A 21,186-nucleotide genomic window follows, 5' to 3' on the forward strand; every position below is an offset into this window, starting at 1 on the left:
TCTGAGGACTTTATGACCCTGGACATGCTGCTAGCCGCCGCCGTTGATATGGCCGGAACTTCGATGCGCCTCATCGCGACCTGTGCCAACGTCGAGGCCGATACGCGCCGGCTGCCCAATGATGATGCGATTGCCTGCGCCCGCGAGCTGCGGCGCCTGGCCGACGTGATCGAGGCACTTTCGGAGCGCTCGCGGCTGTCGACCGGCGTCACCGAGGACATGCGTCTGTTCGCCGACCGCTTGGTCCAGTCATCGCTGCATTGATGCGCCGCCGGCCGCTCGCCTAGTTCGGCCTCTGCACTGCCAGCTCTCCCGCAGGCATGGAAGGCGGCAGCCATGGATTGGTGGTGTGCCAGGAAATTACCCAGTCACTTGGCAGATTGCCCCACATGTTGAGCTGGCCGAGCGCATCGAAGATCCCGAGGTACTGGGCGTATTTGCCCGTGCCGGAAGCCTTGCGGATCGGGCATCCGAGCGTGACGACCTCGAGGTCCTTCGTTTTTTCAGGATCGAGCGAGGCTATCGCATTGCCGATCTGCAGCGCGCCCTTGCTGTGCCCGACGAGCAGCCTGAAAGGGCTTGCCCGGTCGCGGACGAGGGCATGAAGCACATCGGAAGAGCCCGAGCCATGCCGGAACACCGGCGCGCCGTTCAGCGTCTTCGCCTCGGGCACGGAAGCTGCCAGCTTGCGGCCGATCTTGGCATTTTCCGGCGCAACATTGGCGATCGCCGTCTGGACGCTTGCCTTGGTGCCGAGCCAGTCGTGCATGCCAAAGCCGAACCAACCGCCCAGGCCCTGGAGCACCATGTCGGCAAGGCCGTAGCCCGGCACGATGGCAAGGACCGGCGCCTGGAGGGCCTTCGAGATGTTCCAGGCCATGGCGGCACTGCCGAGGGCGGAACTTCCAACGCCTGTGATCGTCGCGACATCGACCTTCTTGGTCGCGGGGTGTGCGGAATCCAGAAAGGCCTCGACGCTGTCAAAACGGTGAACGTATGGCCGCTTGGCCGTGTCCACCAGCAGCAGGCATCCTTCCGGGTTGGCGAGGGCGCCGAGATCGAGGATGCGCGAAGGGCGCTTTTCGTTGCTCTTCGGGGAAGTCTCGACGACCACGTCTTCGGCATGGAGATCGGAGAGCAGGCCCGGGACGTCGTAGAACACGGCATCGAGCATCGTATTGAAGTATCGGCACATGCCGACAGCCGGTTCGACGAATTCCGGCGGCAACTCGAATGAGCGCAGCGGCGGTCCATCGGTCTCGATCTGCGAATTGGCGGCCATGAGAATCCCCCTTTTCAGCAATACGATCTCGCAAAGTTCGCAGTTGCACAATGTAATATTCTATTCGTTCAGGTTGGTTCGATGTAAGTATCTCCAGTTCCTGGTGTAATTGGTGTACTGGTTCTCGAATATCTAGGGGGGCGGTTTTTGTGTAAGGATATTCATGGACCGGCCGTTCACCCATGCGCCGGTCCCCCGGGTCCCGGTCAGCCCTGTCGAGGCAGGAGCTTGATGCCGGGTTTCTTCCTGTTGGCCGGCTTTGGCCGCATTGCCGATTTCGGGACCCGATCGCCGCCGCTTGCAAAATAGAGATCCCAGTATCCGAAGCAGGCAGCGAACTCGCCTTCGAGCTGATCGGCGAGGTCGCGCTTCGCCTTGCTCGAGCGCAGCAGCGAGCGGGCGGCAATATCGCCGGCCGCAATCCTCGCAGCAGCCCTGATGAGATCCAGCGTTTCGATGTTGTGCCTGCGGAGTTCGTGCAGGGTGTCGTGTGAGGTTTTGTGGGTCGGAGCTGGAACTGTGACCATGTCGCGAGGTCCTTTCTCCTCGTTGCGTCATGCCCCGATGATCTCATTCCAGGTCGCCCGATAATAGCTGACAAATGTGGCCACCGGGCGGACTACCATGTCCTATATCGGCGCCCTCTATCGGCCTTTCCTGCGGTGTTGTGGGCACCCGGATCGGGCGGGCTGAGGGCAGGGGAAACCCTGTCGGCAAACTGGGGACAGGGTGTGGATAACCGATTCGAGCGGTCTGGTCCCCGATTCGCGACTCGCCTAGAGCGCCCGGCCGCCGGCAGCATGGGTCGCTGAAACGACCCTTTCTGCCGCTTCACGCCTTACCCACGGAGGAACAGATGACCGGCGCCGAACTCGCTCTTGCCCGCAAAAACCGCGGACTGTCGGAGACCGAGCTTGGCAAGGCTATTGGCTACCGCGATCCTGCCCGCGCCGTTCGGCGGCTCGAGGCATCGGGCAGAGTAAATTCGCGGGCGCTGACCATGATCAAGGTCGTGTTCGGAACCGTCGATCAGGACAATGGGCGCGAGCGCGGTACGCGGCGGCGCAAGGTGCATCCCGACCAGCTTTCCTTCGCATTCTAGGAACTCACGGCCGCGGCCGCGTCTTACATTGTCCGGCATTGCCGGGATGGGCGGGATTTAGCGCCTGCCGCAGATTCCCGCATCACGGTTCGGGTGCGAGCGGCGGTTCGCGGTAGAATTCGACCTGCATCTGCATCGGGCCGCTCACTTCGACATGGTGAGTGTCCTCGGGATTGATCTGCGCGGGGTTGTCCGGCGTGACTACTCGCACTGCGTAGGGCTCATGAAAGATCAGGTCCACGCTGCCATGAAGGACGCGCAGGAGACCCCATACCCCCGCCTTGGTGCTGTGGGCGCCGCGGATCGCCGCTGGCAGGGTCTCCTCGTCGAATACCGGCGTGATCTTGTAGGGTACGGGTCCTCCCATGATGCTCGTGCCTTTCGAATTGCTGCCGATCGCTGCATTGCGGGCTCCTCGAGGTAAGCTGGAGTTGCGGGTCAGGTCGACCACCAAATGCCGCAACGAAACGGGATCGCTGCCAATATCTGTGGGGCACCCCTATTGAATTTGCCTGGAAGGCGATAAGGTCACGCTTTGTAACGGAGCAAATTGTGTAATAACTGCAAACCATTGCGGCCGAGCCTTGGCCTTTGTCTCTATATTTCCCTTGGGGGCGTTTGACGCCTGTCAGGCTGATCCAGGGGGCAAGTTTTATGATCGAGGTCTTCAACAGCTGGCGATTGTCCAGAAAAATGCTGGTTACGTTCCTTGTGATCGGAGTGCTGATGGCCGGGATTGCCGGCACCGGAATTTACGCGATGGCCGAGCTGGGCCGTATCGCGAACCGGCACGTCGAGCGCGGTATTGCCGGGACCGAAGCTCTGGGGCGCATGATGGTGGGCCTGCGCGAGCACCGGGTCATCGTCTTCTCGCAGATGTATGTCACCTCGGCTGAGCAGGAAGCCAAATACGCCGACCGGTTTGCCAAGAACAAAGCTGTGATCGAGGATGCGCTCAGCGATTATCAGCCGCTCGCGGGCGAGTTCGCCCCGCAGTTCGATGCGCTGAAAACCAAGGTCGCGGCGCTCGACGAAATCAATGCCCGCATCTTCGAGACGCGGCGCACGCAGGGCGCTGCCGCCGCCCTGCCTTTGGTGCAAGGCGAGGGCAAGGAAGCCTCCGACGCCGCGTCCGATGAGGCAAAGAACCTCATCGCTCTCCAGCAGAAGCGCGCCAAGGCTTCGAACGATGCGGGCCAGGCCTTCGCCTCGCGCGCGTTCTGGTCGGTCGTGGCCATGGCCGTCCTTGGTTTCGTCTGTCTCTTCGCTATCTGGCGCTTGGTTGCTCGCACGGTCTCGAACCCCATGGCCGACCTTGCCGAGGCGACCACAGTTCTGGCCGAAGGCGGCGATGCGCAAGTTCCGCACCGGGGCCGCGGCGACGAGCTTGGCGATGTCGCCAATGCCGTCGAGCAGTTCCGTATTGCAGCAGTCGAGCGGGCCGAAGCCGACGCTCGGGCTGCGGCCGCCCAGCAGATCGTTACCTCGACCTTGCGCGACGGCCTGGCAGCGCTCAGCCAGGGCGATCTCACGGCCGAGATCCGGGCGGAATTTCCAGCTGACTATGCGGCGCTCAAGACGAATTTCAACGATGCGCTGGCGAGCCTCAGCAAGCTCATCGCAGCCGTCAGCGAGAGTACGGATGCCATCCGTACCGGTTCGGGCGAAATCGCGCAGGCCTCGGAAGACCTGGCACGTCGGACCGAGGCCAATGCCGCGAGCCTTGAGCAGACGGCTGCAGCGATTACCCAGATGGACGGCCGGCTGCGCGCAACCGCCGGTTCGGCGGGGCGCACGGTGGAGCGCGCCGATGGCGCGATCGAGACCGTTACCAGTGGACGAGCGACTGCCGGTGAAGCGGTGGAGGCGATGACCCGCGTTTCCAGCAGTGCCAAGGGCATCGACGACGTGATCGAAGGCCTCGACAAGATCGCCTTCCAGACGCGCGTTCTCGCCATGAATGCGGCGGTCGAGGCTGGCCGGGCAGGAGAAGCAGGACGCGGCTTCGCGGTCGTCGCGGACCTTGTGTCGGCGCTTGCCATGCGCGCCGAGGAAGAAGCGGGCCGGGCCCGGGACCAGCTCACTGCAACCCAGACCGACATCGGATCCGCGGTGCAGATGGTGCAGAAGGTTGACCGGGCGCTCGAGGCCATCGCTGCCGATGTCGGCGAAGTCCATGGCCTGCTCGGGACCATGGCGGCGGATAACCAGGCGCAGTCGACTGCGATTACCCAGATCAGCGCGGCGATTGGTGCCATGGACCAGTCCACCCAGCAGAATGCGGCCATGGTCGAGGAAACCTCGGCCGCTGCGCGCAATCTTTCAAGCGAGGTTTCCATGCTCTCCGAGCAGGCGGCTGCCTTCAAGGTCGGCGGCGCCTCCGCCGGCGGCTTCCGACCGCAGGTTGTCGGTGGTAGCAGCTTCGTCTCGCCGGTCAGGGTATCCCCGCTACGGGCTGTCGCGCCGCGGGCTTCGGCTCGAAGCGATGGTGACTGGACCGATTTCTGACGAATTGCATCCGTCCGGAGGGCTGATCACGGCCTTCCGGGCGGAACGATCTTCCTGGCGTTAGCTCAGGACCTGCAGCAATAGCGGCGAAACGCCCTCGAGGTGCCATTTTACGGCGATGATCGCTACCGCCGCGGCGGTGGAGTTCGCCATGATCCGCCAGACCGCGGGGGCAGGATCTTCCGGCGATACCGACAATTCCAGGAGTGCTGCCAGCAAGCAGAATTTCAGGATCTGGTAGCGTGTCTCCACCATCTGGAAAGTGAAGCGGCCGATCGCGCCGCTTGCCGCAAAGAGGAGGGGAGAGCCCAGCGTCAGTGCCGACCGTGCTGAATTGTGCATCGCAGCATTCTTGCAAAAGACGGCTGGAACGCAAGGCGATGCCGCCGATCCGGCCTGGTCATGCGACTGTCGGAGGCGATATGATCGGGAAAGGCAGGGCCGGCGGCAGCTCAGGGGTTCGAAGAGCCGGCCGCCGTTGCTGGGTCGGGTCGCACCTCCCAGCCCCTTTCCCTTCATCTGAAGACGATCACTATGGACTTGTCGCGAGAATGAGCAAGGATTCAAAAGGATTAGCGGGCGGCAGGCATGGCCGATGTAGTACTGGCGCACGCCGCCCTGGTCGGGCATGCTCGAATTTATGAGCGAGCGCAGTCCCATTGATGAGAGACTGCCGGTCTGGACAGCGCTCAGCGAGCTTTTCCTCGACACCGAGTTGTCCATGAATGACGTCGCACGGATTGCCGATGTCCTTGCCGCCTCGCCTTACGATGACGCGATGCTCGAGCGGATCCTGACGGGCGAGGTATTGCCCGTGTTTGGGGGCAACCTAGTCTCGGTCGCGGGCGGATGGACCGCGTGGGACGAGGACGAGGTTCGCAGGATCATGGTGGAAGCTTCTGAGCGTGGCTATCTGCAAAGGCGGATCGCAGTGCTGTTTACCATGCCGGTGAAGAAGGCGGTCCTGGCCGAATGGGACCGGATACGTGCCTTGCTCGAACGGCGCGAGGGACCTGGCAGAGGGGGGGGCGGCTGGCGAACCGTGAGGGCCATCTGACCTCGAGGCGGGCCGGTTCTCCAGGCCGAAGCAACTCCCGGATGGACGGGACCACGCTCTATGCCGTGCGGCGGAAGGGCCGATGGCTCCTCGATCCGCGGGCGGGACACCGAGCCCCAAGAGACTTCGCCTTGGGGTCTGGGCCTTGCGGTGAGGATCGCGGCGGTGCCTGGGCCTGGCCAAAGGAGCGAAGTGGCTCCGCTTCGCTTGCATTAAGGGTAACGCATCCGCGATTACTTTCCCCAACCGGTAATGATTGCGGCTCATAACCTATGAAAATCTGCGCCTGTCGAATGCTTCGCCCTCATCCTTCAGACCATTCCTTCCGTTGCGGATTGAGCAGCTCTTGCTGGCTTCGCTTGACGTCCATAGACGGCGCTTGGGGAAATATAGGGGGGACTTATGAAAACGAATGCAATACTGGCTTCCGCCGCTCTGCTGTTGTCGGGTTGCCAGACCGTTCATGAAGACTTGGGCTATCATGGCGGTGCAGTGGGCGGAGTAGTGGATCGCAATACAGACTATAGTGCCGTGCTCGAAAAGTCGCCCGGCGGCAGATTTCAGGACAGCAAATATATCAAAAATCCCAAGCACATGGAGCTCTACCGGACGATTGTCGGCGCTGCGCTCATCTCCAAGGTAGCTGCCGTGACCATTCGCGACCCGGATGACGCGAATGCTTTCGTGGAATATCTTGTCGCGGTCTCCACCGACATCAAGAATCTGGCGGGGCATATTCAGGATCTCCAGGGCAAGTCGTGCAACAGCTTGAATGCCGACTGCACGGATTACGAATTCCTGTTCGAAAGCGATCTGCCGGCCATGGAAGGCCATATGGTCCGGCTGGGTGTCGCAGCTCTTCCGCAGCGCGAAGCCGCAAACCTTTTGGAGAATGCGACGAGCGGTAACCCGCTAGGGATTGCGACTTCGGTCTGGGATCTTGGCAAGAAATCGGTCGTCGCGGCCCATAATGCAGCAGCCCTGAGGCGATCGGAGCGTGAGCTGTTCGCAGCGATCGTGACGATGGACGGCAAGGCCTATCCGGATGCCAACGTCGTCAAGGCGGTCAATGACATCAAGAAAACGACTGCGGAGGACTTCTCGATAGACAAGTTCAAGGTCGCGCCACTTTATCTCATACTCAGGGATGTCTGCGCCACACTCCCTGTCGATCCCAAGAAGATTTCGAACCGCACGGCCCGCTGTAATGAAGTGGTATGGGCGCCGACCGTCAATCGTTACCCGGCGGTTTCGGCTGCGCAGTAAGGCCAGTTCTTCCTGATGGCGTTCGAAAGCACATTCGGAACGAGGGTCAGGCGATGACAGGGCAATGACCAAGGGCGGCTCGCGCCATGCCGGCGCGAGCGCGCTCTATGCCGCGCGTCGGACGGGCTTATCGCCCCTCGATCCGCGCGCAGGGCACCGAGCCCCCATGAGGCTTTGCCATGGGGGCTCGGCCGGTCGGTAACGATCGCTGCCGCGAGCGAGGCCGAGCAGGCTCGGCCTCGAAGTTGACGCGCCCGGGCTGCGCCCGTGCGCGGCGCTTCTTGTGAGCCTCTCCCGAACAAAGTCGGGGTGTGGGCTCGACGTCCGTCTGGGCCAGCCATCGGCCCCTGCAAGCCGCTCCTTCGTCGCGGCTCCTCCACTCGCGTTCCGGTCCTTGCCACCCCGATCCTGTGAGGATCGGGGACTAGGCTGCGGATGCAGGCGCCGCTTGATGCTGGCCCTGTCGGTCGTCCGTGCCGCCCACCCCCCGCCTTTGCGGGGGAGGCCCATGGTGGGTTTTGGGGCAGGCATGGAGGTGAGACATGCGCAGCAATCGCAAGCCCTCGTCATGCGCGGGGTCGCAATCGGGAATTTGCATCGAGGCTGGCGGGCGGCAGGCCGAAGCCACTGGTACGGTGCAGCACCAACAGGAAGGCCCCGAGGCCGGGGGAGTGCCGGAAAGTCAAGCAGCCGGGAGCCGGGCGTCGGGACGCGGGCAATGGGCCGGGCATGGGCGGGGGCATGGCGCAAGCGAGCGGGCCTCGCTTTACGACGAAGTGACGGCGCGGATCATTGCCCAGCTTGAGCAGGGGGGCGTTCCTTGGGTGCAGCCTTGGAGCAATGCGGCCGCAGTCGGAGGCGCTGGCGGAACCGGCCCGGTCGCGGGACTTCCGCTCAATGCCCTGACCCGGCGCAAGTACAGCGGGATCAATGTGCTGATCCTGTGGGGCGCGGTCATTGCAAACGGCTGGCCCTCGCAGGGCTGGCTCACATTCCGGCAGGCGCTCGCGGCGGGCGGCAATGTGCGGAAAGGCGAGCATGGCACGCAAGTGGTCTATGCCGACCGCTTCACGCCCGAGGCGGAGAAGGAGAGGGCGCTTACAAGCGGCGGCGAGGCGCGCACCGTGGCCTTCTTGAAGCGGTTCACGGTTTTCAATGTTGCTCAGTGTGAGGGACTTCGAGACGGGTTGCTGCCCGAACCGGTGGCCTTGCCCGAGCGGGAAATCGTGCCGGTGGCAGAAGCCGTCATTGCCGCGAGCGGGGTCGATTTCCGCATCGGCGGGGACAAGGCGTTCTATTCGCCGGGCGCGGACTTCGTGCAGGTGCCGCCGCAGCAAGCCTTTCACGATCAGGTGAACTTTTACAGGACGTGCCTTCACGAACTTTCGCACGCGACGGGCCATGCGTCGCGACTCGGCAGAAATCTCGCAAATTCGTTTGGTTCCAAGGACTACGCACGCGAGGAACTGGTGGCCGAAATGGGTTCGGCCTTTCTGTGCGCCTCGCTCGGGATCGTGCCGACCGTGTGCCATGCGGACTATCTGGGGGCGTGGCTCGAATGCCTGCGCGAGGACAATCGCGCGATCTTTCGGGCGGCAAGCATGGCGAGCAAAGCGGCCGACTGGCTGCTCGCTCGCTATGAGGGCTCCCCGAAGTCGGAGACAAAGGCGGGCCCCTTCATTGCCCCGGAGATGGACCTAACGGACGAAATTCGTTCGGGAAAGAGCGGGGACCCTTCTGCGGGATCTGTTCCTGCCCTGCGCTCGGCACGCGGTGCTGCGCTCACACCCGATCACGCGGGGAGGGCCGTGCAATGACCCTGCTCACCCGATCCATCCGCTCGATGCTCAGTGCCAATTTCGGGCATTGCATGGAAAATCCCCGGTTCGATCCGCTGCCGCTGGTTCGCCTGTTCAATCCGATGGGCCGCGCGGTCTGGCTGGTGAGCGAGCTCTATGCAGACGATGACACCCTCTTCGGGCTGGCGGACCTCGGCTTTGGGAGCCCGGAACTTGGCATTTCCTCGCTTCGCGAGATCGAGGCGATCCGCCTGCCGATGGGGCTGACCATCGAGCGCGATATCGCCTTTTCCACCCGGCACCGGCTTTCGGTCTGGACCGAGGCGGCGCGTCTCGCCGGATCGATCCCGGATGCGGCTTTGCTGCTGGACCGGCTTACCCGTGAGGACCCGTCCGCCATCCGGCTCTCGCCGCGCTGAGCGAGTGGGGATCATGCAATGATGCCTTGGAAACAGGCGCTTTGGCCAACGCTGACCCACCGCTCCGCCAAGCGCGGTGGATCAGCCCCCTTCGATGCGACCCAAAGGTACGCCCCAATGAAGCGCAACTTTGCATCGCTGGGCAAGTGTTTTGTTAGCAGGTGCAGCATGAAATGCCTCGCCTGCACGGCAAGGTGACAATGAGGCTTTCGCCCCGCCGAGGGGGAAGACGCAGGCGGTCGTTCACCGCCGAACCCTAAGCCGGTCCACCTTATCCCATTACAAACTCGATGGACCGGCACTCTCAAATGAGGAGTACGCTCGTGAAACTCGAATTTATCGCACTTGGCAACCTTGCCGTGAGCAAATCGAACATGCGCTATGCCAGGAAGGCTCCCGACGTTTCCGACATTCTGCCGACCGTGCGTGCGCGCGGCGTGATCCAGCCGATCCTTGTGCGGCCCAGCCGCGAAAGTGATGGAGAGGCGGTCCAACTTGGCTCCGGACGCTACGAGATCGTTGCGGGATGCCGCCGCTTCCATGCAGCGCAGATCGTCGCCGCCGAGCGGCAGGCGGCGTGCAGCGAGGCGGGCGAGCCGGACCCGGAAATCGCCATGTTGCCTTGCGCCATCCTTGACGACGCGGACGATGCCAGCGCCGTCGAGGCTTCGCTTATCGAAAACATCGCACGGCTCGATCCCGACGAGGTTTCGCGCTGGTCTTGCTTCACGAGGCTGGTGAAGGAAGGTCGTAGCATCGGAGATATTGCCCTGACGTTCGGCCTGCCCGACCTCGCGGTAAAGCGCATCCTAGCGCTCGGCAATCTGCTGCCCCGCATTCGCGAAATGTATCGCGCCGAGGAAATCGACGTCGCCACCATCCGGCACCTGACGCTCGCATCCAAGGCCCAGCAGAAGGCATGGCTCGCGCTGGTCGACGATCCCGCCGCCTACGTGCCCCGCGGACATCAGCTTCGCTCGTGGCTATTCGGCGGGCAATCGGTTTCGGCAGGGCATGCCTTATTCGATGTCGAGGCGAGCGGGCTTGTAACGATTGCCGATCTCTTCGGCGAGCATCCGCTGTTTGCCGATACCGATGCCTTCTGGGCCGCACAGAACGCGGCGATAGAGGCGAAGCGCGCCGCCTGTCTCGAACAGGGCTGGGCCGATGCCGTTATCCTCCCTCCCGGAACCCATTTCCATTCGTGGGAGCATGAGAAGACCGCCAAGCGCAAGGGCGGGCGGGTCTATCTCGAGGTGCGCGGTAATGGCGAGGTCGTGATCCATGAAGGCTATCTCAGCCGCAAGGAAGCCGCGCGCCTCGCCAAGATGGAAGCGTCAGCGGGCGGCGGGGCAGGGGATGAATTTGCCGCTGCGAAGCCCGTTCGCGCGGAACTGACTTCGGTGACGCAGACCTATATCGATCTGCACCGCCATGCCGCCGTTCGCGCGGCCATGATCGAGCGGCCGGGGATCGCACTGCGCCTGATGGTGGCTCATGCGATTGCGGGCTCCTCCCTCTGGAGGATCGTGGTGGAACCTCAGACCGCCAAGAGTGACGCGGTCAAGGCCAGTGTCCACGATAGCTGGGCCGAAGCCGTCTTCGACGAGCGGCGGCGCGCCGTTCTGGCGCTCTTGGGTCTGCCCGATGACGAACCCACGATCATCGGCGGATCGGGCTACGGCATGCGCGGCACGCAGCGCCATCTGTGCAGGCTGCTCGCACGCCTGCTCGCACTCCCCGACGCACAAGTGATGGAAGTCCTGACCATCGTCATGGGCGAGGCGCTGGACGCAGGAAGCGCGGCAATCGAGGCAGTCGGCACCGAGATCGAGATCGATATGGCCAAGTGGTGGGAAGCGGACGATGCCTTCCTCGATACGCTGCGCGACCGCGAGGTGCTGCTGGGCATGGTGGCGGAAGTCGCCGGAAAACTGGTGGCGGACGCCAACGCGAACGAAAAGGCCAAGACCTTGCGCACGATCATTCGCGGGCATCTGACAGGCGAGGGCGGGCGCACCAGGCGAGAGGGCTGGGTGCCGCGATGGATGGCCTTCCCGCCCTCCAGCTACACGGCGCGCGGAGGTGTGGGCACGGTCGCGGCCCATGCAAAGGCTTTCGCGGCGCTGGATAGCGAAGGCCCGGCAGAGGACGAGAGCGAGGCGGAAGACGAGACCGGAGCCGAAGGGGAAACCGTAGCCGAAGCCGAGGACGGGGCCGAGAATGGTGCCGAAACCGGCCCCGAAACGGAGGCTGCGGAACCGCGCGAACAAGCGAGCGAGGCTGCCGGGTTCGACTCGCCTGAGGCGGAGTCCCCTGAGGTGGGGGCGACGGACGGCCAGCCGGAACCCGGTGTTTCGGGCGAATCAGCGGACGGACCAGCAGACGATTCGCTCGCCTGCCGTGGCGCCGATTCGGGGGACGATCCGGCCCCCGATCCTGCAGGCGAACCTCACCCTGGCGATGATCGGCTTGCTGCCTGATGAAATGGACCGGAGGCGGAAAATTCCGTCTCCGGTCGATCTTCCTGAGGGGGCTGGAAAATTCTGCGGCGGGGCCGCGCCCTGATAGGCGCGGCCCCGCCGCTAACACTAAAAGTTCGTTGCCCTTGCCTGCCCGGCACGCCACCGCATCAGGAAAGCGATAGAACCAGGGCAGGGCCATGACCGAACTTCACTCCATCGAAAAGCTCGTCACACGGCTCTCACCCGAGCCGGTCTGCGATGACTGCATTACCCAGACGCTTGGCCTTTCTCCCCTCGAAAACGCCGACCATGCGGCGCGCGAGCTGGCAGGTTCGAATGGCTTCGAACGCAGGAAAGACACATGCAGTCTGTGCGGAGAAATTCGCCTCGTCACAAAGCGTCATTGAACTGCCGTCACAGAACCGTTTTTCACGATGGATTGCCCTTTCGGGGATAGTGCCGGGAGCTAAGGCTCAGGCGAGCCCGGGGCCATTCCCCAGAGCTTCGCGGTGCCAGCGCGTCTTGCTCGCCCGGCGGATTGCCGCCCGGCAATTCCTGCACCTTCCGACGTAGCAAAGGCCGTCCCAGAAGACCTTTCCGGTCTCGGGGCGATGCCGGTCGAACCGGCAGCGCAGGCTTCTCAGAATAATCGATATCATATGAGGATGCTCCTTCGATATGCGCCGCGTCCCGCGCGGCTTATCGAGAGCATTTCCCCTGAACGGTTCCTGTCGGAATCGGCAGAATTCCGCCGCCGATACACTGTCGTCTCCCGCGACATCTATTGCAGGCGATGTCACATGGCGCGAGGGCGCACCATGCCCGACGGATCGGGCGTCAGTGCCGCTTGGGGCCACTCGCGCCGTCAGCAGCCGCCTTTACCGAAACGGCCCAGGCCCTGAGGTAATGTCCGCGCGCATGGTATTCCTCGCCGGCCTTGAGGTGGACCATCGCGGCATGGCCGAGCGACTGGGACACTTCGGTCGCAGTGCAGACGCCTTTTTCCTCGAGCAGTCCGGCGATGGCGGCAAGCGCGCTGCCGAATGCAAACACGGCATCTTCATCCATCGGTAGCTCTCCCGGGCTTGTTCGTTGTTCCGGAAATTCTGCCGTTTTAGAGGCGTAAGCGCCAGTGCTCATCCGGAGTGGCGGGTGCGCTGTTAGGCATTGATATCCCTGTTTTTTTGTAGGACGGTTGCGACGGTGCGAGTGGGAGAACACGTTAGTGGGCAGGATCGTTTTTTGGTCATGGCAGAGTGATCTTGAGAAACGGGTGACGCGCGACGTCGTCCGCGTCGCTCTCGAAGACGCTGTTGCCAGCATTGCGGCCGAACTGAACGAGGCGGACCGCCCAACCGTGACATCCGACACTCAGGGGGTGCCCGGATCTCCTCAAATCGTGCCCACTATTCTCAAGAAAATCGCGACGTCGGGGGCCTTCGTTGCAGATGTAACGCCGATTGCGATGTCCGGCACTGGGAAGGCCATCGCCAATCCGAATGTCCTCTTTGAGATGGGTTATGCCGTTAAGTCTTTGGGGTTCGAACGCGTTATCCAAGTCTGGAACACGGCATTCGCAGGTGCGAACCTAGATGGGTTGCCGTTCGATCTGAGAGGGTGCCGTGCACCCATTGGATTCAATCTTCCGGTTGATGCCGATAGAGGTACTCTCAGGGCGGTTCGAACCGAACTTTCCAAAGTACTGAAGGTTGCTCTTTTGGCAGTCTTCGGCGAAGCGCAAGTGGCCGCTCCTGAAGCTATCGAATGGCAATCGACGACTGGAAATTTGTCTGATTTTTGGTTTCAGACCGGGCAGAAGATGCCGGTAAATGATCCAGATCATGGAACCGGACTAGTTCGCTACAAACAGCGCCACCATGGCTACGCCCGCATGATTCCGTCCCGTTGGGACCGCTCAGTAACCTCCAGAGAATTCATTTGTTCAACAGGTGGCCGGCCCGGCGTCCTTGGCAGATCGGGGAACGCTATCGGTTTCGGGCTTTGTCAGGGTGGTGCGATGACCTACCGGTGCGAGGAGCAGGTTCAGGATTGGCGAGAAACCGGCGCACTGACGCAGTGGTTCGAGGAAACTGGAGAAGTCTGGGGAATAGACAACGGTTTCTGGAGTACCTCCGGTGATGGCCGGCGAATGGTTTCGCCCACTTATGCAGCCGAGCATTGGTATGAATTCGTTGCCAGGCAGGCCAAACTTGCCGCGGCATCAGGGGGAGGCTTGCCGCTTCATGTGCGCCTAGGGATTACTGGTCTTTCAGACAGTTGGTGGCCCCCTAAAAGCGCGTTCAGCAACACGGGGTTCACTGCACTTGCGAGCTCGTTTGGGTTCGAAGGCACGCTCACCTCGATTGATCAGGCGAGCATTGTCGACCTTGTCGCTGCTGCCATCAACGGGCTCGCCAAATGCTATGGCCTGCCTCCTCGGGGAGTAGAGGAAATCGATGGTCTCAGGCAATTTGCCTGAGTTGATGGCATGATTGGTGTCACGCGGTTGTCGAGGCTGCATAGCGCGCCTTTCGTGGATGGCCACCTCGTGAAGTGAACCGTTCGGCAGTCTCTCGACTCTGCGAGGTTTGCTCACCAAATCCAGCCTTCGGCCATCGACCTGGGACGGTCGCACCGCTTCGAAACCATCGCCGATCGGCATATTTCCCCGCCTGCTGAGGCAGGCTCCTCGCGGCCGCTGCGCTTTCAAATATGACCGTCGTCTCCGGTCCTTCGCCAAGGCTTCGGCCTGTCGGTTCGAAGCGGCGCTGCAACCGTCCCTGACGTTCGGGCCATCGCCCGGAAGTGGTTCGGGCGAACCGCTCAAGGAGACGAGAAATGCCCGCAATCGGATACGTCACCCGCGAAGGCCGCAGCTTCAAGGGCCAGCTTCGCACCCTCTCGATCCGTGCCGACATCGAGATCGCGCCTAACAACCGCAAGACCACTGATACCCAGCCGGATTTCCGGGTCACTTCCAGCGGCATCGAGGTCGGTGCCGGCTGGCTTCGACGCAGCGAAGCGTCGGGCAACGATTACGTGTCGCTGACACTCGCGGCGCCGGAATTCGGACCCCGGCGGCTCTACGCCAACCTCGGCCGTGCTGCCGGCAAGGATGACGAGGACAGCTTCGCCATCATCTGGAATCCGGCCGACTGACGCTCCGTCCCCGCGCCGCAAAAGGCGCGGGGATTTCTTCCGCAAGGGCGCAACAGGGCTGTTGTTCTCTCCCCGAACTCGTCTAGAATCAGGTGATTATGAAGACCGATCTTGAACATCTGCCTGACAGGAAGCGCCGCGACCTCGCGCATGCGTTGAAGATCATCTTCACCGAATTCGAGGACGTTCGCGCGCTTGCGACGCAAGGCTGGAAGAAGCAGGGCCGGATCCTGAAGGTGATCCTATACGGCTCATACGCGCGCGGCGACTGGGTCGACGACAACGTGAACGGCTACAAGTCGGACTTCGATTTGCTCGTCGTCGTAAGCGACGAGAGGCTTGCCGACGAGATCGAGTACTGGGGCAAGGCGAAAGATACGCTGACGCGCGAATACGCCATTTTCGAGCGCCTTTCTGCACCGGCAAACATCGTCATTCATTCGCTCGATGATGTGAACTACCAGCTCTCGCGGGGGCGTCCGTTTTTCGTCGACATGCTGCGCGACGGGATCGTGCTTTACGAGATGGACGCAACGCCGTTCCAGACGCCGAAGCTCCTCAATCCCGATGAAATTCGCGCAGAAACGCAGCACCATTTCGACCAGTGGTTCAAGAGCGCCTCTGGGTTCCTAATCGGTGCAAAGCTCATGATCGAACAAGGCCTGGGAAACCACGCCGCGTTCATGCTTCACCAAGCGACCGAGCATTTCTATCACACGGTGCTGCTGGTGCAGACGCTCTACAGCCCGCGCTCGCACAACATCAATTTCCTGCGCGGCCGGGCCGAGGACATTGCCCGCGATCTGATCCCGATCTGGCCCCGCGATGCCAAGTTTACGCGGCGCTGTTTCGAGCTGCTGCACCAAGCCTACATCAAGGCCCGCTACTCGCCCCATTACGAGATCCGCGACATCGAACTCGAGTGGATCGTCGAGCGCGTCGAACTGCTCCAGGCCGAAGTGAAGGCGCTGGCCGAGACGCGCATTTCCGAAATCTGAGGCGAAAGCCTGGCTGATCACAGCTCGATCGAGGGCCATTCCGGGGCGTTGATCGCCGCCCGACCTGCACCTTTGAAATCAGGGAAGGGGGTCGAATACGGCACCCCCCGTTTTCGACCCTGCCGCGAGGTCTTTTTTCGGTACAGATGAGGTGTCCATGCGGCCGGCATAGGGCCGTCCGCGGTCAGGGAGGCACCCCGACATGGACAAGTCTCACGACATTGAAAGGGCCCATCGGGCCAAGCATGGTTCGCCTTATCTGAACCCGTTTCAGGCAGCCGATTATCTCAAGCTCACGCCCCGCGTTCTGCGCAGGATGCGGCAGACCGGCAAGGGGCCGAACTATCGGCGTCACGGCAAGTATCTCCAGTATCACATTGATGACCTGGACATTTGGAGCGAGGAAAATCTCGGTCGGGGAGTAGGGCGATGAGCGCCCTCAGAACCTCGCGCGGCGATGCGCCGTTGCACGCCTGGGGCTCGATTTTGCGTGCTGCCCGCAGACGCAAACGCCGCGTTCGCCGGACCGCGATTGGCCTGGGCGTCTTGGTTAGCTCGGTTGGCCTGACGATTGGTTTTCCGCCTGCGCCGCGCGTCGTCTGGAATGCCAGCGCCAGCGCAACTATCGGCCTTTATTCCGTCGATCCCGGCGCACCTATCGCGACCGGGAACATGGTCATCGCGTGGCTGCCGGATTCCTGGCGAGAGTTTGCGGCGGCCCGGCGTTACCTCCCTTCGAACGTGCCGCTTGTGAAGCGCGTCGCAGCAGGGCCAGGCGACGAAGTCTGTGGGATCGGTCCCCGTGTTTTCGTGGAGGGCGCGCCCGTGGCGGTTCGCCGGACGCGGGACGGGCAGGGCCGGATCATGCCGTGGTGGGAGGGCTGTCTTCGTCTGCAGCAGGGGCAGTTCTTCCTGCTTATGAGGGGCAGCCCGGACTCGTTCGATGGTCGCTACTTCGGCATTTCCACCGCATCCGACATTACCGGTCCCGCGAGGCTGCTTTGGGCGCGCTGAGAGGGCTTGTCGCTGCCATTGCGATGGTCGCAGCATCCAGTGTTTCCGCGGACGAAATTACGCGTTGGGATCCGTTGATCGCCGAAGCGTCCCAGCGTTTCGGGGTGCCCGCCAGCTGGATTTTGCGCGTCATGCATGCCGAAAGTAGAGGGCGCGTCGAACTTGATGGCCGCCCGATCCGTAGCCCCAAAGGCGCGATGGGGCTCATGCAGCTCATGCCGGGCACATGGGCCGAATTGCGATTTCGGCTGGGGCTCGGCAACAACCCCGACGATCCCCGCGACAACATCCTGGCGGGGACGTTCTACCTTCGCCAGCTCTATGATCATTACGGCTACCCCGGGCTTTTCGCCGCCTACAATGCGGGGCCGGGGCGCTACGAAAAGTACCTCGCGGGTGTGCCGCTGCCTGCCGAAACGATCGGGTATCTCTCTGCGGTCGGTTCAGGAGGCGGCGGGATTACTCTGGGGGTGGCGCCGTCTTTGTTCGCTAATCGAGCGGAAGGTTCGGAGCAGGTAGCGCCTGCCACCGAAATCACCGCGCCCGCCATCGATCCGTTGTTTGCGGTTCGTCACGATGCGCATTGAGAGGTTGTGCCCACACGAGAGGTTTTATGCTCGTCTGAGAATTCCAAGTGTGACGGCCGCCGGTCGGTCTATCAAGGCCCGCGGGTACCCCCCAATTTGCTGCGCAAATCGGTTCCCCCCACGTCCGCTTCGCGGCGCAGGGCTGAAGCCCTGCGGCCCTGACAGACCGCCCACCGCCCGTCTTCGAGGGGCCGTTCTCATCGTCGGGAACGGTCACTTGAGGAGCTTCACATGCAGATCGATCGCACCATCGCCGGCAAGCATAGCGGCGTCTTTGCAAGTCTCGTCCACGGACTCGAAGTCGAGTTCGGAGAGGGCGCGGGCCATGCGCTTGCGGAGCGTTTCATCGATGCCGAGGAAAGCGATTTTCTCTGGGATGCGCGCGTCTCGGAGCGTTGGCTCGGCGCTTACGAATGCCTTGATACCGAAGAGGAGATCGAGCTTGATCGGGTCGCGGTCGTCGGGCGGTTGGGGCGACGGTGGTTCGCGGCGACAGTCATCGTCAATGGTGACGGCGAGGTCCTCGGGCTCATCGCGCGGCGCGACTTTGCCAGGCGCAAGGCCGCTGAACAGGCCTATGCCCGGGCGCACTGACGCCAGGGCATTCTGGGGCGGCGCCGGTTCGGTGCTGCCCCTTCGGATTGTGCAGCTGGAGGGGTTTCTGGTCGGGAAGGGTATGCGTCCGGTAGAAGCACATCAGGCGGCAGCGGGATGATTGGCCGCCCAGTTCCACGGCAGAAGTTCGTCGAGTCGGCTGGCCGGATGGCCTTCGACCATGCGGGTGAGCACGTCGCTCAGCCATGCATATGGCTCGACGCCGTTGAGCTTGGCCGTCTCGATCATCGAGCAGATCACCGCCCAGCGATGGCCACCGCCATCACTGCCGGCGAACAGATGGTTCTTCCGTCCGATGGCCACGGGTCGGATTGCCCGCTCGACCGGATTGGTGTCGAGTTCGATGCGGCCATCATCCAGGAACCGGCTAAGTCCCTGCCAACGGGCGAGTGCGTAGCGGATGGCTTCAGCGAGCGTGCTGCGCGCTGGAATGAGGGCAAGCTGAGCTTCCAGCCAGAGCTTCAGGGACTGGAGATGTGGGCGCGAGAACGACTCGCGCCACGCCATTCGCTGTGCCGGCGATTGTCCTCGAGCCTTCTTTTCGACCTCATAAAGCGTCGCGATGCGCTGCAACGCTTCGGCCGCGATCGGGGAACCGGTTTGTTGTTCGACGTCGTAGAACTTGCGCCGGGTATGCGCCCAGCAAGCGGCCAGCCTCACGCCATCGCGTGCTGCCACACGCTCGAACCCGGCATAGCCATCGACGTGCAGCACGCCTTTGAAGTGCTGGAGATGCGCCACCGGGCGCTCGGCTTTTCGGTCCGGCGCAAACAGGTAGACGGCAGCTGGAGGTGCCGGCCCGTTCCAGCCCCTTTGTTCGCGGGCATAGACCCACAATCGGCCTGTTTTTGTCTTTCCCCGGCCCGGATCAAGTACTGGAACGGGGGTGTCGTCGGCGAAGAGATGGTTGCTGGCGAACACGTCGGCGCACAGCCTTTCGTGCAGGGCCTCGAGCCACCAGCACGCTCCGCCGACCCAACCCGCGAGCGTGGAACGGGCCAGATCTACGCCATGCCGCGCGAAGATCTGCGATTGCCGATAGAGGGGAGTGTGGTCGCAATACTTGCTGACGAGCACTTGCGCGAGCAGCGCCGGCGTCGCCAGACCACCTGCGATCGGACGCTCCGGTGCGGGCGCCTGAGCTACTGTGCCGCATGTCCGGCAGGCGTATTTGGGACGAGTGATCCGTACCACGCGAAGCTGTGCAGGAACCCAGTCCAGCATCTCGCTGACGCTCTCGCCGATACCGTGCAGTGCGCCGCCGCAGCCCGCACAGGCATCGTGCGCAGTGTCGATCAGCACATCCTCACGCGGCAGGTGATCGGGCAGCGGTTTGCGGTGCGGTCGTGGTTCGGCAGTCGCGCCGATGATGACCGGACGGCTTGCCTCGATACGCCCAATGTCGGCGTCGAGGTCTTCCAGACCAAGTGCGAGTTGGTCGGGATCAAGCCGTTCGGATCTACGACCGAACTGCATCCGCTGGAGCTTCTTGATGATGGCCTGAAGCCGCTCGATCTCGCCTTCGCGGTGTTCGACGACGGCCGCCATATCGCGCACCAGCTGGTGCAGCAGGGCCGTGTCGGACGGCAGATTATCGAGATCGAGCCGCATGCCCGATACTACCAGAATCTACGTGCCGGACCAACTATTATTGGCGGATTTCTGCCGATTCTAGCCCGCCTTTTTAGGCTGCCAGACCCGTTCGGGATGTCGCCAATCGATGCCTTCGAGCAACATCGCAAGCTGGGCCGGAGACAAAGGGATCGTCTCGCCCGGTACGGTCATTCTCGGCCAGACGAAGCGCCCTTGGTCTATCCTTTTGGTGAACAGGCACAGGCCCGTGCCGTCCCAGAACAGCAGCTTCACCATGTTCGATCGTCCGCCTCGGAAGGCGAAGATGTGCCCGCAGAACGGATCCTTCTTCAGGGTCTCCTGTACCAGTGTCGACAGACCATCGAGGCCTTTGCGCATGTCGGTCACGCCAAGCGCCATGTGCACTTTCACGTTCGAAGGTACGATCATCATGAGCGTTTCTCCTGCTCCAGAACTATGCGGCGCACATCATCGGGATCGGCCTCGATGGGCGCGAACACACGTCGTCCATCGGCCAGTTCGACCTCTTTCATGTCTTCGGGGCAGGGAAGGAGCCCGGCCAACAGCGAAGCTTCACGTCGCCCGGGTTTGGTTCTGTCCTCGACCACCTGCACCGTTGCCAGCGTCATGGGCTTCTCGCGTCCCAGCCCGAACTGGTCGCGCCACCGGAACAGCACGCTGGTCGATATTCCATGGCGTCGACTGACAGAGGAGATCGTCTCGTTATGACGTTCGGCCTCCAGCAACAGCGCGATCTTTTCTTCGGTCGAGAAGTGTCTGCGCCGCGCTTTTTTGAGCGGCTCAGCGGCGGCTTCAATCTCGGCTGTCAAGGCCTGAACGCGCTCGGTTTCCTTAGTCCTAGTGCTTCGTTTGGTGCTTATGAGGGGCCTCGACGACGGATGCAAAAGTGCTCGCCAGTCGATCGTGACCTGCTCGGCCTCGATCAGATTGCGCCATCGTCTAAGGCTGTGGGACGACAGCCGCAGCGTCGAGCAATAGTCGCGCAATGGCAGACCCGACCATTGCCAGGCTTCCACATGCATCGCCCAAAACGCCTGCGTCGCTCGTTGTCTGCTGTCCTGCGATACTCGTGCATATCGCAGCTTAAAGCGCCGTCTAGCCTCGGCTTTCTGCGCTTCCCACTCTTCTATCTCGACGTGCCAAGCCTTGAATTCGCTGCGGGTCAGATCCTGCTGACGACAATAGGCGGCAACCGAAAGTCCGCTCTCGCGCCATGCCTTGATGTGCACAGACCACCAGGCCCGCTTCCCCCTGTTCCTGAATATTCGGCGCGACATCGAGCCACCTCCCCTTCGGAAAGC

The 21,186-nt window shown here is 62.6% G+C and carries 24 protein-coding genes; 16 read left to right on the top strand and 8 right to left on the bottom strand.

Translation table 11 applies throughout. The annotated features are described in order from the left end of the window. The first annotated feature begins 12 nt into the window (after nucleotides 1–12). Nucleotides 13–264 carry a hypothetical protein gene (locus ACZ1JV_RS16015; protein WP_465152332.1) on the top strand — a complete coding sequence of 84 codons (252 nt, stop codon included), beginning with the start codon at nucleotides 13–15 and terminating at the stop codon, nucleotides 262–264. Nucleotides 265–283: 19 nt separating this feature from the next. On the opposite strand, the gene ACZ1JV_RS16020 is transcribed toward ACZ1JV_RS16015, so the two are convergent. Together ACZ1JV_RS16020 and ACZ1JV_RS16025 are read right to left on the bottom strand one after the other, a co-directional pair. Then, a complete protein-coding gene (locus ACZ1JV_RS16020) occupies nucleotides 284–1,282 on the bottom strand; it encodes a hypothetical protein (protein WP_465152333.1) in 999 nt (332 codons plus the stop codon). A 206-nt stretch (nucleotides 1,283–1,488) separates the two neighbouring features. Further along, the gene (locus ACZ1JV_RS16025; protein ID WP_465152334.1) at nucleotides 1,489–1,809 is read right to left on the bottom strand and encodes a hypothetical protein; all 321 of its coding nucleotides are present in this window, start codon (nucleotides 1,807–1,809) and stop codon (nucleotides 1,489–1,491) included. 329 nt (nucleotides 1,810–2,138) lie between these two features. Here ACZ1JV_RS16025 and ACZ1JV_RS16030 point away from each other — a divergent pair, with 329 nt between their 5' ends. Then, the gene (locus ACZ1JV_RS16030) at nucleotides 2,139–2,384 is read left to right on the top strand and encodes a hypothetical protein (protein ID WP_465152335.1); all 246 of its coding nucleotides are present in this window, start codon (nucleotides 2,139–2,141) and stop codon (nucleotides 2,382–2,384) included. A gap of 82 nt (nucleotides 2,385–2,466) precedes the next feature. On the opposite strand, the gene ACZ1JV_RS16035 is transcribed toward ACZ1JV_RS16030, so the two are convergent. Next, complete coding sequence (locus ACZ1JV_RS16035) at nucleotides 2,467–2,751, bottom strand: TehB family protein (protein ID WP_465152336.1); 285 nt, start codon at nucleotides 2,749–2,751, stop codon at nucleotides 2,467–2,469. 287 nt (nucleotides 2,752–3,038) lie between these two features. Between ACZ1JV_RS16035 and ACZ1JV_RS16040 the strand changes: the two genes are divergently transcribed. Then, nucleotides 3,039–4,892: a methyl-accepting chemotaxis protein gene (locus ACZ1JV_RS16040; RefSeq protein WP_465152337.1), complete on the top strand. Its 1,854-nt coding sequence runs from the start codon at nucleotides 3,039–3,041 to the stop codon at nucleotides 4,890–4,892. A 60-nt stretch (nucleotides 4,893–4,952) separates the two neighbouring features. On the opposite strand, the gene ACZ1JV_RS16045 is transcribed toward ACZ1JV_RS16040, so the two are convergent. Further along, complete coding sequence (locus ACZ1JV_RS16045) at nucleotides 4,953–5,234, bottom strand: hypothetical protein (RefSeq protein WP_465152338.1); 282 nt, start codon at nucleotides 5,232–5,234, stop codon at nucleotides 4,953–4,955. Nucleotides 5,235–5,520: 286 nt separating this feature from the next. Here ACZ1JV_RS16045 and ACZ1JV_RS16050 point away from each other — a divergent pair, with 286 nt between their 5' ends. The 6 genes from ACZ1JV_RS16050 (at nucleotide 5,521) to ACZ1JV_RS16075 (ending at nucleotide 12,305) form a co-directional block, all read left to right on the top strand. Further along, nucleotides 5,521–5,949, top strand: coding sequence for a DUF7079 family protein (locus tag ACZ1JV_RS16050; RefSeq protein ID WP_465152339.1), 429 nt, complete (start codon nucleotides 5,521–5,523; stop codon nucleotides 5,947–5,949). Between the two features lie 402 nt (nucleotides 5,950–6,351). Beyond that, on the top strand, nucleotides 6,352–7,215 hold the full coding sequence (locus tag ACZ1JV_RS16055) for a hypothetical protein (RefSeq protein WP_465152340.1): 864 nt from the start codon (nucleotides 6,352–6,354) through the stop codon (nucleotides 7,213–7,215). 542 nt (nucleotides 7,216–7,757) lie between these two features. Beyond that, nucleotides 7,758–9,032, top strand: a complete 1,275-nt coding sequence (locus ACZ1JV_RS16060) for an ArdC family protein (RefSeq protein WP_465152341.1) — start codon at nucleotides 7,758–7,760, stop codon at nucleotides 9,030–9,032. Continuing rightward, nucleotides 9,029–9,433: a DUF2958 domain-containing protein gene (locus ACZ1JV_RS16065; RefSeq protein ID WP_465152342.1), complete on the top strand. Its 405-nt coding sequence runs from the start codon at nucleotides 9,029–9,031 to the stop codon at nucleotides 9,431–9,433. The genes ACZ1JV_RS16060 and ACZ1JV_RS16065 overlap by 4 nt, the downstream gene beginning before the upstream one ends. Nucleotides 9,434–9,756: 323 nt before the next feature. Next, nucleotides 9,757–11,916 (top strand): ParB/RepB/Spo0J family partition protein, encoded by a 2,160-nt coding sequence (locus tag ACZ1JV_RS16070; protein ID WP_465152343.1) that lies wholly within the window; start codon nucleotides 9,757–9,759, stop codon nucleotides 11,914–11,916. A 179-nt stretch (nucleotides 11,917–12,095) separates the two neighbouring features. Beyond that, nucleotides 12,096–12,305: a hypothetical protein gene (locus tag ACZ1JV_RS16075; protein ID WP_465152344.1), complete on the top strand. Its 210-nt coding sequence runs from the start codon at nucleotides 12,096–12,098 to the stop codon at nucleotides 12,303–12,305. Nucleotides 12,306–12,735: 430 nt separating this feature from the next. Here the strand turns inward: ACZ1JV_RS16075 and ACZ1JV_RS16080 are convergent, their stop codons facing one another. Next, nucleotides 12,736–12,966, bottom strand: coding sequence for a hypothetical protein (locus ACZ1JV_RS16080; RefSeq protein WP_465152345.1), 231 nt, complete (start codon nucleotides 12,964–12,966; stop codon nucleotides 12,736–12,738). A gap of 157 nt (nucleotides 12,967–13,123) precedes the next feature. Here ACZ1JV_RS16080 and ACZ1JV_RS16085 point away from each other — a divergent pair, with 157 nt between their 5' ends. The 7 genes from ACZ1JV_RS16085 (at nucleotide 13,124) to ACZ1JV_RS16115 (ending at nucleotide 18,250) form a co-directional block, all read left to right on the top strand. Continuing rightward, complete coding sequence (locus tag ACZ1JV_RS16085) at nucleotides 13,124–14,377, top strand: hypothetical protein (RefSeq protein ID WP_465152346.1); 1,254 nt, start codon at nucleotides 13,124–13,126, stop codon at nucleotides 14,375–14,377. A 359-nt stretch (nucleotides 14,378–14,736) separates the two neighbouring features. After that, nucleotides 14,737–15,057, top strand: a complete 321-nt coding sequence (locus ACZ1JV_RS16090; RefSeq protein ID WP_465152347.1) for a DUF736 domain-containing protein — start codon at nucleotides 14,737–14,739, stop codon at nucleotides 15,055–15,057. Nucleotides 15,058–15,155: 98 nt separating this feature from the next. Then, complete coding sequence (locus ACZ1JV_RS16095) at nucleotides 15,156–16,055, top strand: HEPN domain-containing protein (protein ID WP_465152348.1); 900 nt, start codon at nucleotides 15,156–15,158, stop codon at nucleotides 16,053–16,055. A 202-nt stretch (nucleotides 16,056–16,257) separates the two neighbouring features. Continuing rightward, nucleotides 16,258–16,488 (top strand): helix-turn-helix domain-containing protein, encoded by a 231-nt coding sequence (locus tag ACZ1JV_RS16100; RefSeq protein ID WP_465152349.1) that lies wholly within the window; start codon nucleotides 16,258–16,260, stop codon nucleotides 16,486–16,488. Beyond that, nucleotides 16,485–17,069 (top strand): S26 family signal peptidase, encoded by a 585-nt coding sequence (locus ACZ1JV_RS16105; RefSeq protein WP_465152350.1) that lies wholly within the window; start codon nucleotides 16,485–16,487, stop codon nucleotides 17,067–17,069. The genes ACZ1JV_RS16100 and ACZ1JV_RS16105 overlap by 4 nt, the downstream gene beginning before the upstream one ends. Then, nucleotides 17,057–17,656: a lytic transglycosylase domain-containing protein gene (locus ACZ1JV_RS16110; protein WP_465152351.1), complete on the top strand. Its 600-nt coding sequence runs from the start codon at nucleotides 17,057–17,059 to the stop codon at nucleotides 17,654–17,656. Before ACZ1JV_RS16105 ends, ACZ1JV_RS16110 begins: the two co-directional genes overlap by 13 nt. A 231-nt stretch (nucleotides 17,657–17,887) precedes the next feature. Then, on the top strand, nucleotides 17,888–18,250 hold the full coding sequence (locus ACZ1JV_RS16115) for a hypothetical protein (RefSeq protein WP_465152352.1): 363 nt from the start codon (nucleotides 17,888–17,890) through the stop codon (nucleotides 18,248–18,250). Between the two features lie 102 nt (nucleotides 18,251–18,352). Here ACZ1JV_RS16115 and tnpC read toward each other — a convergent pair whose 3' ends face one another. The 3 genes from tnpC to tnpA are packed head-to-tail and all read right to left on the bottom strand — an operon-like array spanning nucleotide 18,353 to nucleotide 21,162. After that, entirely contained in the window at nucleotides 18,353–19,882 is a 1,530-nt protein-coding gene (tnpC, locus tag ACZ1JV_RS16120; RefSeq protein WP_465152353.1) for an IS66 family transposase, read from the bottom strand. Nucleotides 19,883–19,942: 60 nt separating this feature from the next. After that, nucleotides 19,943–20,296, bottom strand: a complete 354-nt coding sequence (gene tnpB / locus ACZ1JV_RS16125; protein ID WP_465149499.1) for an IS66 family insertion sequence element accessory protein TnpB — start codon at nucleotides 20,294–20,296, stop codon at nucleotides 19,943–19,945. Beyond that, nucleotides 20,293–21,162: an IS66 family insertion sequence element accessory protein TnpA gene (gene tnpA, locus ACZ1JV_RS16130; RefSeq protein WP_465149500.1), complete on the bottom strand. Its 870-nt coding sequence runs from the start codon at nucleotides 21,160–21,162 to the stop codon at nucleotides 20,293–20,295. The genes tnpB and tnpA overlap by 4 nt, the downstream gene beginning before the upstream one ends. Nucleotides 21,163–21,186: the final 24 nt, after the last annotated feature.

Source organism: Novosphingobium sp. BL-S-19, from assembly GCF_055521675.1.

Excerpts from the sequence above, each read along its gene's own strand:
- ACZ1JV_RS16015 (WP_465152332.1), top strand. The coding sequence starts at position 13 with ATGACCCTGGACATGCTGCTAGCCGCCGCCGTTGATATGGCCGGAACT.
- ACZ1JV_RS16020 (WP_465152333.1), bottom strand. The coding sequence starts at position 1,282 with ATGGCCGCCAATTCGCAGATCGAGACCGATGGACCGCCGCTGCGCTCA.
- ACZ1JV_RS16025 (WP_465152334.1), bottom strand. The coding sequence starts at position 1,809 with ATGGTCACAGTTCCAGCTCCGACCCACAAAACCTCACACGACACCCTG.
- ACZ1JV_RS16030 (WP_465152335.1), top strand. The coding sequence starts at position 2,139 with ATGACCGGCGCCGAACTCGCTCTTGCCCGCAAAAACCGCGGACTGTCG.
- ACZ1JV_RS16035 (WP_465152336.1), bottom strand. The coding sequence starts at position 2,751 with ATGGGAGGACCCGTACCCTACAAGATCACGCCGGTATTCGACGAGGAG.
- ACZ1JV_RS16040 (WP_465152337.1), top strand. The coding sequence starts at position 3,039 with ATGATCGAGGTCTTCAACAGCTGGCGATTGTCCAGAAAAATGCTGGTT.
- ACZ1JV_RS16045 (WP_465152338.1), bottom strand. The coding sequence starts at position 5,234 with ATGCACAATTCAGCACGGTCGGCACTGACGCTGGGCTCTCCCCTCCTC.
- ACZ1JV_RS16050 (WP_465152339.1), top strand. The coding sequence starts at position 5,521 with ATGCTCGAATTTATGAGCGAGCGCAGTCCCATTGATGAGAGACTGCCG.
- ACZ1JV_RS16055 (WP_465152340.1), top strand. The coding sequence starts at position 6,352 with ATGAAAACGAATGCAATACTGGCTTCCGCCGCTCTGCTGTTGTCGGGT.
- ACZ1JV_RS16060 (WP_465152341.1), top strand. The coding sequence starts at position 7,758 with ATGCGCAGCAATCGCAAGCCCTCGTCATGCGCGGGGTCGCAATCGGGA.
- ACZ1JV_RS16065 (WP_465152342.1), top strand. The coding sequence starts at position 9,029 with ATGACCCTGCTCACCCGATCCATCCGCTCGATGCTCAGTGCCAATTTC.
- ACZ1JV_RS16075 (WP_465152344.1), top strand. The coding sequence starts at position 12,096 with ATGACCGAACTTCACTCCATCGAAAAGCTCGTCACACGGCTCTCACCC.
- ACZ1JV_RS16080 (WP_465152345.1), bottom strand. The coding sequence starts at position 12,966 with ATGGATGAAGATGCCGTGTTTGCATTCGGCAGCGCGCTTGCCGCCATC.
- ACZ1JV_RS16090 (WP_465152347.1), top strand. The coding sequence starts at position 14,737 with ATGCCCGCAATCGGATACGTCACCCGCGAAGGCCGCAGCTTCAAGGGC.
- ACZ1JV_RS16095 (WP_465152348.1), top strand. The coding sequence starts at position 15,156 with ATGAAGACCGATCTTGAACATCTGCCTGACAGGAAGCGCCGCGACCTC.
- ACZ1JV_RS16100 (WP_465152349.1), top strand. The coding sequence starts at position 16,258 with ATGGACAAGTCTCACGACATTGAAAGGGCCCATCGGGCCAAGCATGGT.
- ACZ1JV_RS16105 (WP_465152350.1), top strand. The coding sequence starts at position 16,485 with ATGAGCGCCCTCAGAACCTCGCGCGGCGATGCGCCGTTGCACGCCTGG.
- ACZ1JV_RS16115 (WP_465152352.1), top strand. The coding sequence starts at position 17,888 with ATGCAGATCGATCGCACCATCGCCGGCAAGCATAGCGGCGTCTTTGCA.
- tnpC (WP_465152353.1), bottom strand. The coding sequence starts at position 19,882 with ATGCGGCTCGATCTCGATAATCTGCCGTCCGACACGGCCCTGCTGCAC.
- tnpB (WP_465149499.1), bottom strand. The coding sequence starts at position 20,296 with ATGATGATCGTACCTTCGAACGTGAAAGTGCACATGGCGCTTGGCGTG.
- tnpA (WP_465149500.1), bottom strand. The coding sequence starts at position 21,162 with ATGTCGCGCCGAATATTCAGGAACAGGGGGAAGCGGGCCTGGTGGTCT.